Genomic DNA, 7,843 nt, shown 5'->3' on the forward strand with positions numbered 1-7,843 from the left:
AGGGGTTGTCAACCCCGGTTGACAGGTGACACGGCCGCGACCTGCCGATCCGCGACCCGGGCCGGTGCTACGGTCCGCTGGTGTTCCGCCGCCGCCCTCTGGACCGGCCGGTCGAGGCCGCGCGCCGGCTCACCGTCGGGCGACTCACCCTGGAGATCGCCGGCGGCAGCGTGGTCGGGCACCGCTACCCGGAGAACTACGACGTGCTTCATCTCGACCCGGAGCTGCCGCTGGCCGTGGTCTGCGACGGCATGGGCGAGGGCGAGGGCAGCCGGGCGGCCGGCACGACCGCGGCGGAGACGTTCGTGGCCCAGGTCCGCGCCGGGTGGCCCGCCGTCGACGCCGCCGGCCTGCGCGCCGCCGTCGCCGAGACCCAACAGCGGGTACGCCGGGCCGGCGCGGGGCACACCGGGCTGACCGGGTGCACGCTCACCGCGCTGGTGGTCGAGCCGGACGGCGGTCAGGGCTGGCTGGCGCAGCTCGGCGACTCCCGGGCGTACCGGCTGCGCGACGGGCTGCTGGAGCTGGTCACGGTGGACCACACCATGGCCTGGCTGGGTCTGCTGCACGGCTGGTGGCCGGCGGACTCGCCGGAGGCGGCGCGGGCCCGCTACCAGCTCCTGCGCTACGTCGGTCACCCGGACCGGCCGGAACCGGACCTGCTCGCCGTGCCGCTGCGCCGCGGGGACACCTGGCTGCTCTGCACCGACGGGGTGAGCGACCAACTCGGCTACCACCGACTGCGCGACCTGCTGGCCGCCCGCCGGGACCCGGCACAGACCGTCCGCGCCCTGCTCGCCGCCACCCTGGACGCGGGCGGCGACGACAACGCCACGGCGGTCGTGCTGCGCGTCCACCCCGCCCTGCCCGCGCCGCGCTGAGCTGCTTCACCCCCGCGTGACCGGGAACACGTGTGACGCCCTGACATTCTGTGCAAGAATCGTCAGCATGTCGAACGACCGGCTGGAGACGATCCTGACCGCCGCGTACGAGTGCTTCACCCGGCACGGAATGCGGCGCACCACCATGGACGACATCGCGGCGGCCGCCGGGATGTCCCGGCCGGCGGTCTACCAGTACGTGCGCAACAAGGACGACGCCTACCGGCGACTGGCCGAGCGGCTCTTCGCCGACTCGCTCGACCGGGCCCGGCGGGCCGCCACCACGCCCGGCGGCGAGCTGGCCGACCGGGTGTACGACGTACTCGCCGCCAAGCTGGAGCTCACCCTCACGCTGCACCGGGAGAGCCGGCACGCCACCGAGCTGCTCGACGCCAGCGGCAAGCTCACCGGCGACCTCGTCGACGCGTACACCGCCGGGCTGACCGACCTGGTGGCCGCCACGCTGACCGACGCCGCCGGGCCGCGGGCCCGCGCGGTGGCCGACGTGCTCGTCGCGCTCACCCGCGGCCTGGAGGCCGAGCTCACCGACCCCGACCTGCCCCGACGGCGGCTACGCGACGGCGTCGCGCTGGTCGTCGCGGGACTGCCCCGACCTCAGGGAGACCACAGATGACCGCCGTCCTGATCACCGGCACCTCCTCCGGCATCGGCCGGGCCACCGTCCGCCGGCTCGCCCGCCGCCCCGACCTCACCGTGTACGCGACCGCGCGCAAGGTCGACGCGATCGCCGACCTGGCCGACACCGGCGCCCGGCTCCTCCCCCTCGACGTCACCGACGAGGCGTCCATGCGCGCCGCGGTGGCCGCGGTGGAGGCCGCGCACGGCCAGGTCGACGTGCTCGTCAACAACGCCGGCTACGGCGAGTACGGCCCGGTCGAGGAGACCCCGATGGAGCGGGTGCGCGCCCAGTTCGAGACCAACGTCTTCGGGCTCGCCCGGCTCACCCAGCTCGTGCTGCCCGGCATGCGCCGGGCCGGCCGCGGCCGGATCGTCAACGTCAGCTCGATGGGCGGCCGGCTGGTCTTCCCCGGCGGCGGCTACTACCACGCCAGCAAGTACGCGGTGGAGGCGCTCTCCGACGCGTTGCGGCAGGAGGTGCGCCCGTTCGGGGTGGACGTGGCGATCATCGAGCCGGGTCTGATCCGTACCGGCTTCGGCGCGGTGGCCGCGTCCTCGCTCGGCGCCGGCGCGGACCCGACCGGGCCGTACCACCGGATGGTCGCCGCGGTGGACGCGTCGATGGCGAAGTCCTACCGCAACCCGCTGCTCGCCGCGCCGCCCGAGGCGGTGGCCCGGGTGATCGAGCGGTCCGTCGTCGCCCGCCGCCCGCGTACCCGCTACCTGGTCACCGCCGCCGCGTGGGCGATGGTGCACACCCGCCGGCTGCTCGGCGCCCGGTTCTTCGACGCGGTCAACCGGCTTCAGTTCCGCTGACCCGGTCCGACCGACCCGGCCCCACGACTACCGTGGGTGGAAAGCGCGGTCGGGAGGTGAGCCGGGATGGCGGCACCGAGCCACGGCGCGGTGGTGGTCGGCGTCGGCCGGTCGGCGGAGGACCTGACGATGGTCCGGACGGCCGCCGGTGAGGCCGCGGCCCACCACCGGCCGCTGCACCTGCTGCACGCGTTCAACTGGGCCGCCTCCACGGGGCCGGCACCGGCCGGCGGCACCCGGATCGACGCGGAGAACCTGCTGGAGAAGGCCGGGCAGGTGGCCGCGGACGCCGCGCCGGACGTGCCGGTCAGCGGGGAGATCGTCGAGGGCTCGCCGGTCGAGGCACTGCTGCGGGCCGCCGATGCCGCGTTCCTGGTGGCGCTGGGCGACGGCGGCATGGCGACCTGTCCCACCTGCGTGCCGGCGGACGCGCCGGCGGTGGAGCTGGCCTCGAGAGCCGGCTGCCCGGTGCTGGTCGGGCGCACCGAGGTGGCGCCGCCCGGGCCGCTGCTGGTCGGCTACGACGGCTCCCCCGACTCGGGGGCCACGCTCCGCTACGCCTTCGACTGCGCCGAACGCCGGGGCGCCCGGCTGCTCGCCGTCCGGGTGGTCGAGACGCAGCGGCGCGACGGCGACGACGGCCTGCTGGAGGAGGCGGTCAACCGGCACGCCGCCCGGCACCCCCGGGTGGCCGCCTCCTGCCAGACCGTCCACGGCGACGCCGGTGCCGTGCTGCTCGACCGGTCCCGGTCGGCGCAGCTCACCGTGGTCGGTGCGCGCGGCGACGGGCCGGTGCGGTCCACACTGGGCGCGGTCAGCCAGGCCCTGCTCTACCACTCGCCGGCCCCGCTGATCGTCGTGCGCGGCGTCGGCGACGACGCCGGGGACGGGTCGTGACGCCCGCCCGACGCGGGACCTACGGCCCTGACCGACCACCCCGACGGCAGGCCAGGCTGGACGCGCCGGGGACGACGACCGCGTCCCCGAGTGGCAGACGACCCCGAGCCACGAGAGGCTAACGCAGCATGGACACCGCTCTCGACCTGCACAGCCCCCTGACCGAAGACGAGCTGCGCCGGCTGGACGCCTACTGGCGGGCGGCTAACTACCTCACCGTCGGGCAGATCTACCTGCTCGACAACCCGCTGCTCCGCGAGCCGCTCCGGCCCGAGCACATCAAGCCGCGCCTGCTCGGCCACTGGGGCACCAGCCCCGGTCTCAACCTGCTCTACGCCCACCTCAACCGCGTCATCGTCGACCGGGACCTGTCCGCCATCTTCGTCACCGGCCCCGGCCACGGCGGCCCGGCGCTGGTCGCCAACACCTGGCTGGAGGGCACCTACAGCGAGCTGTACCACCACATCCCCCGGGACGAAGCAGGCATGCAGCGACTGTTCCGGCAGTTCTCGTTCCCCGGCGGCATCCCCAGCCACGTGGCGCCGGAGGTGCCGGGTTCGATCCACGAGGGCGGCGAGCTGGGGTACGCGCTGAGCCACGCCTACGGCGCCGCGTTCGACAACCCCGACCTGCTGGTCGCCTGCGTGATCGGCGACGGCGAGGCGGAGACCGGCCCGCTCGCCGGCAGCTGGCTGTCCAACGTCTTCCTCAACCCGGCCCGGGACGGCGCGGTGCTGCCCGTCCTGCACCTCAACGGCTACAAGATCGCCAATCCGACGGTGCTGGACCGGATCCCCACCGACGACCTGCTCGACCTGATGCGCGGCTACGGCTACCAGCCGTACGTCGTGGAGGGCGACGACCCGGTGGCGGTGCACCAGCTGCTCGCCGCGACGCTGGACCGGGCGGTCGACGAGATCACCGGCATCCAGCGCCGGGCCCGCTCCGGCGACGACGTCACGCGTCCCCGCTGGCCGATGATCGTGTTGCGGACGCCGAAGGGCTGGACCGGCCCGGCGGACGTCGACGGCAAGCAGGTCGAGGGCACGTTCCGCGCCCACCAGGTGCCGATCGCCGAGGTGCGCGACAACCCCGCGCACCTGGCGGAGCTGGAGCGCTGGCTGCGCAGCTACCGGCCGGAGGAGCTGTTCGACGCCACCGGCGGCCCGGTCGCCGAGCTGGCCGCGCTGCCCCCGAGCGGTGACCGGCGGATGAGCGCCAACCCGGTGGCCAACGGCGGCAAGCTGCTGCGCGACCTGGACCTGCCCGACTTCCGAAAGTACGCGGTCGAGGTCGAGGAGCCCGGCGCCACGGTGGCCGGGGCGGCCGGCGCGCTCGGCCCGTGGGTCCGCGACGTGATCGCCCGCAACCCGCAGACGTTCCGCCTGTTCGGCCCGGACGAGGTCGCCTCGAACCGGCTCGGTGCCGCGTTCGAGGTCACCGACCGCGCATTCGTCGGCCGCCGGCTGCCGGAGGACGACCACCTCTCCCCCGACGGCCGGGTGATGGAGGTGCTCTCCGAGCACCTCTGCGAGGGCTGGCTGGAGGGCTACCTGCTGACCGGCCGGCACGGCCTGTTCACCAGCTACGAGGCGTTCATCCACATCGTCGACTCGATGGTCAACCAGCACGCCAAGTGGCTCAAGGTGACCCGGCACATCCCCTGGCGGGAGCCGGTGGCCTCGCTGAACTACCTGCTCTCCAGCCACGTCTGGCGACAGGACCACAACGGGTTCTCGCACCAGGACCCGGGATTCATCGACCACGTGGTCAACAAGAAGGCCGAGGTGGTGCGGGTCTACCTGCCGCCGGACGCCAACACGCTGCTGTCCACCATGGACCACTGCCTGCGCAGCCGGCACTACATCAACGTGGTGGTGGCCGGGAAGCAGCCGGCACCGAACTGGCTGACCATGGACGAGGCGGTCCAGCACTGCCGCCGCGGCCTGGGCATCTGGGACTGGGCCAGCACCGACGACGACGCCGAGCCGGACGTGGTGCTCGCCTGCGCCGGCGACGTGCCGACGCTGGAGACCCTCGCCGCGGCCGACCTGCTGCGCCGGCACCTGCCGGACCTGAAGGTCCGGGTGGTCAACGTGGTCGACCTGATGCGCCTGCAACCGCCGTCGGAGCACCCGCACGGCCTGCCGGACAACGAGTTCGACACCATCTTCACCCGCGAACGGCCGGTCATCTTCGCCTACCACGGCTACCCGTGGCTGATCCACCGGCTGACCTACCGCCGGACCAACCACGAGAACCTGCACGTGCGCGGCTACAAGGAGGAGGGCACCACCACCACCCCGTTCGACATGGTGATGCTCAACGACCTGGACCGCTTCCACCTGGTCATCGACGTCATCGACCGGGTGCCGGGGCTGCGCTCGCGCGCCGCGCACCTGCGTCAGGAGATGGTGGACGCCCGCCAGGCCTGCCGCGACTACACCCGCGAGCACGGCGAGGACGACCCCCGGGTCGCCGAGTGGCGCTGGATCCGCGAGACCGACCCCGCGGTGAGGAGTGCCGAATGAGCGGCGACGAGATCCTGGTCGGCTACGACGGGTCCACCGACGCGTCGGTGGCGCTGGACTGGGCGCTGGACGAGGCGGGCCGCTCCGGCCGGCCGGTACGGCTGGCGTACGTGTTCGAGTGGTTGACCGTGGCCGGGTGGATCGGTCCGGGCGTGGCCCCCGGGGTCTGGCCGGACGAGACGGCCCGCCGGCAGGTCGAGGAGCTGGTCCGCAAGGCGGCGGCCGACGCCGCCGCCGAGCGGCCCGGCCTCACCGTGCACGGCGAGGTCTTCGACGGTCCGCCCGCGCTGGTGCTCCAGGAACGCTCCACCGGGGCGGGGATGCTGGTGCTCGGCAGCCGGGGGCACGGCGGCTTCGGCGGGCTGCTCGCCGGCTCCACCGCGGTCTCGGTGACCGCGCACGCCCACTGCCCGGTGGTGGTGGTCCGCGACGGGCAGGCCGCCACGTCGGGGCCGGTGGTGGTCGGCTCGGACGGCTCGGAGTCGGCGCTGCGGGCGCTCGGCTTCGCGGTCGAGCGGGCGGCCCAGCGCGACGTGCCGCTGCGGGTGCTGCGGGTCTGGGAGCCGCCCGGCGACCGCTGGGTGCCGCCGGACTTCGACCCGGAGGAGACCGCCGCGACCGAGCGCGCCGCCGCCGAGGCGGAGCTGGCACCCTGGCGGGAGAGCTTCCCCGACGTGCCGGTGGAGATCGAGGCGGTGCCCGGCAGCGCGGCTGCGCTGCTGGTGGAGGCAAGCCGGTCGGCACAGCTGGTGGTGGTCGGCAGCCGGGGCCGGGGCGGGCTGCGCGGCATGCTGCTCGGCTCGGTCAGCCAACAGCTCATCCAGCACGCGCACTGCCCGGTGGCGGTGGTCCGCGAGCCCTGATCCGCCGGTGCCCGTGCACACCGTCCTCACCGTGGGTGAGGCCCGAGCGCACCGCCGGGGGTGACCCGTCAGCGATCGGGGACGCCTCAGGCGTCGGACGGGTTGAGGGAGAAGAAGTCCTCCTCCTCCTGGGCCAGGTGCAGCCGCAGCACCGCGTCCAGGCCGTAGAGCGCGGCCAGCAGGTCGGTCACCTCCTCGCGGCGCAGCCGGCCGTCCGGCGACGCCGCGAGGTGACCGCCGATCCGCTCCACCAGCCGGGCGATCTCGACGTGCGCCCGGCTCATCGTCGAGGTCGCCTCGTCGCTGCCCAGCGGCCCGGCCAGGGCCGGGTAGAGCTGCCGTTCCTCGGCCGCCTCGTGCGGCAGCACCTCGTCGACCAGGCGCCGGTGCACGTCCCGCAGCGCCGGCACGCACTCCGGGTCGTCCGGCCGGGTGGCCACCAGGTCGGCGGTGTCCCGCAGCCGGGCCAGCACGTCCCGCACGCCGCCGTGCTCGCCGGAGTACCGGTCGAGCATGTCCCGGGTGTGCGGGGGCACCTCGCGCCGCCGCAGGCCGCCACCGAGGGCGCGCAGCGCGTTGAGGATCACCAGCACGTCGATGCCCTCCTGGAGGAACGCGCCGGCGACCGGGGGCAGCCGGCCGGCGGCGGCCACCAGCATGGCCAGCACGGCCAGGCCCATCCCGACGGTGGCGCTCTGCACCGCTATGCGGCGGGCGTACCGGGCGATCTCGACCGCGTCGGCGAGCCGGTCCAGCCGGTCCACGGTGAGCACCGCGTCGGCCACGTCGGCGGAGGCGGTCGCGCCGGTCGCGCCCATCGCCACCCCGACGTGCGCCTCGGCCAGCGCCGGGGCGTCGTTCACCCCGTCGCCGACCATCACGGTCACCGCCCGGGCGGACTCCTCGCGTACCCGTCGGGCCTTCTCCGCCGGCGAGCAACGCGCGATCACGTCGTCGACGCCGACGACCTGCGCCACCTGGGCGGCGGTGCGCGGCCGGTCGCCGGTCACCATGACCAGCCGGGTCAGCCCCGCCTCGCGCAGCCGCCGCACGGTGCGCCGGGCGTCCGCGCGGACCGGGTCCTCCAGCAGGATCGCGCCGAGCGGCCCGTGCTCGTCACTGACCCAGACCGTGGAGAGACCGGCCCGCTCGGCCCGCTCCCGCGCCCGGTCCGCCCACTCCGGCGGCTCGCCGTCGAGCTGGCAGATCGGAAGAG

At 74.8% G+C, this 7,843-nt stretch carries 7 protein-coding genes; 6 read left to right on the top strand and 1 reads right to left on the bottom strand.

Features of this window, described 5'->3' with window-relative positions; genetic code table 11:
• Positions 1-80: 80 nt before the first annotated feature.
• The 6 genes from HUW36_RS02065 (at position 81) to HUW36_RS02090 (ending at position 6,627) form a co-directional block, all read left to right on the top strand.
• A complete protein-coding gene (locus HUW36_RS02065; RefSeq protein WP_174526495.1) occupies positions 81-881 on the top strand; it encodes a PP2C family protein-serine/threonine phosphatase in 801 nt (266 codons plus the stop codon).
• Between the two features lie 67 nt (positions 882-948).
• Positions 949-1,515, top strand: coding sequence for a TetR/AcrR family transcriptional regulator (locus HUW36_RS02070; RefSeq protein ID WP_174526496.1), 567 nt, complete (start codon positions 949-951; stop codon positions 1,513-1,515).
• Positions 1,512-2,336: an oxidoreductase gene (locus tag HUW36_RS02075; protein ID WP_174526497.1), complete on the top strand. Its 825-nt coding sequence runs from the start codon at positions 1,512-1,514 to the stop codon at positions 2,334-2,336. Before HUW36_RS02070 ends, HUW36_RS02075 begins: the two co-directional genes overlap by 4 nt.
• Positions 2,337-2,402: 66 nt before the next feature.
• Entirely contained in the window at positions 2,403-3,233 is an 831-nt protein-coding gene (locus tag HUW36_RS02080; protein WP_174526498.1) for a universal stress protein, read from the top strand.
• A 128-nt stretch (positions 3,234-3,361) separates the two neighbouring features.
• Positions 3,362-5,764 (top strand): phosphoketolase family protein, encoded by a 2,403-nt coding sequence (locus tag HUW36_RS02085; RefSeq protein ID WP_174526499.1) that lies wholly within the window; start codon positions 3,362-3,364, stop codon positions 5,762-5,764.
• On the top strand, positions 5,761-6,627 hold the full coding sequence (locus HUW36_RS02090) for a universal stress protein (protein ID WP_174526500.1): 867 nt from the start codon (positions 5,761-5,763) through the stop codon (positions 6,625-6,627). Before HUW36_RS02085 ends, HUW36_RS02090 begins: the two co-directional genes overlap by 4 nt.
• An 86-nt stretch (positions 6,628-6,713) precedes the next feature.
• Here HUW36_RS02090 and HUW36_RS02095 read toward each other — a convergent pair.
• The coding region (locus tag HUW36_RS02095) for a heavy metal translocating P-type ATPase (protein WP_174526501.1) at positions 6,714-7,843 on the bottom strand (1,130 nt) is incomplete at its 5' end.

It is taken from the genome of Micromonospora maritima (assembly GCF_902825405.1).
GTDB classification, from domain to species: domain Bacteria; phylum Actinomycetota; class Actinomycetes; order Mycobacteriales; family Micromonosporaceae; genus Micromonospora; species Micromonospora maritima.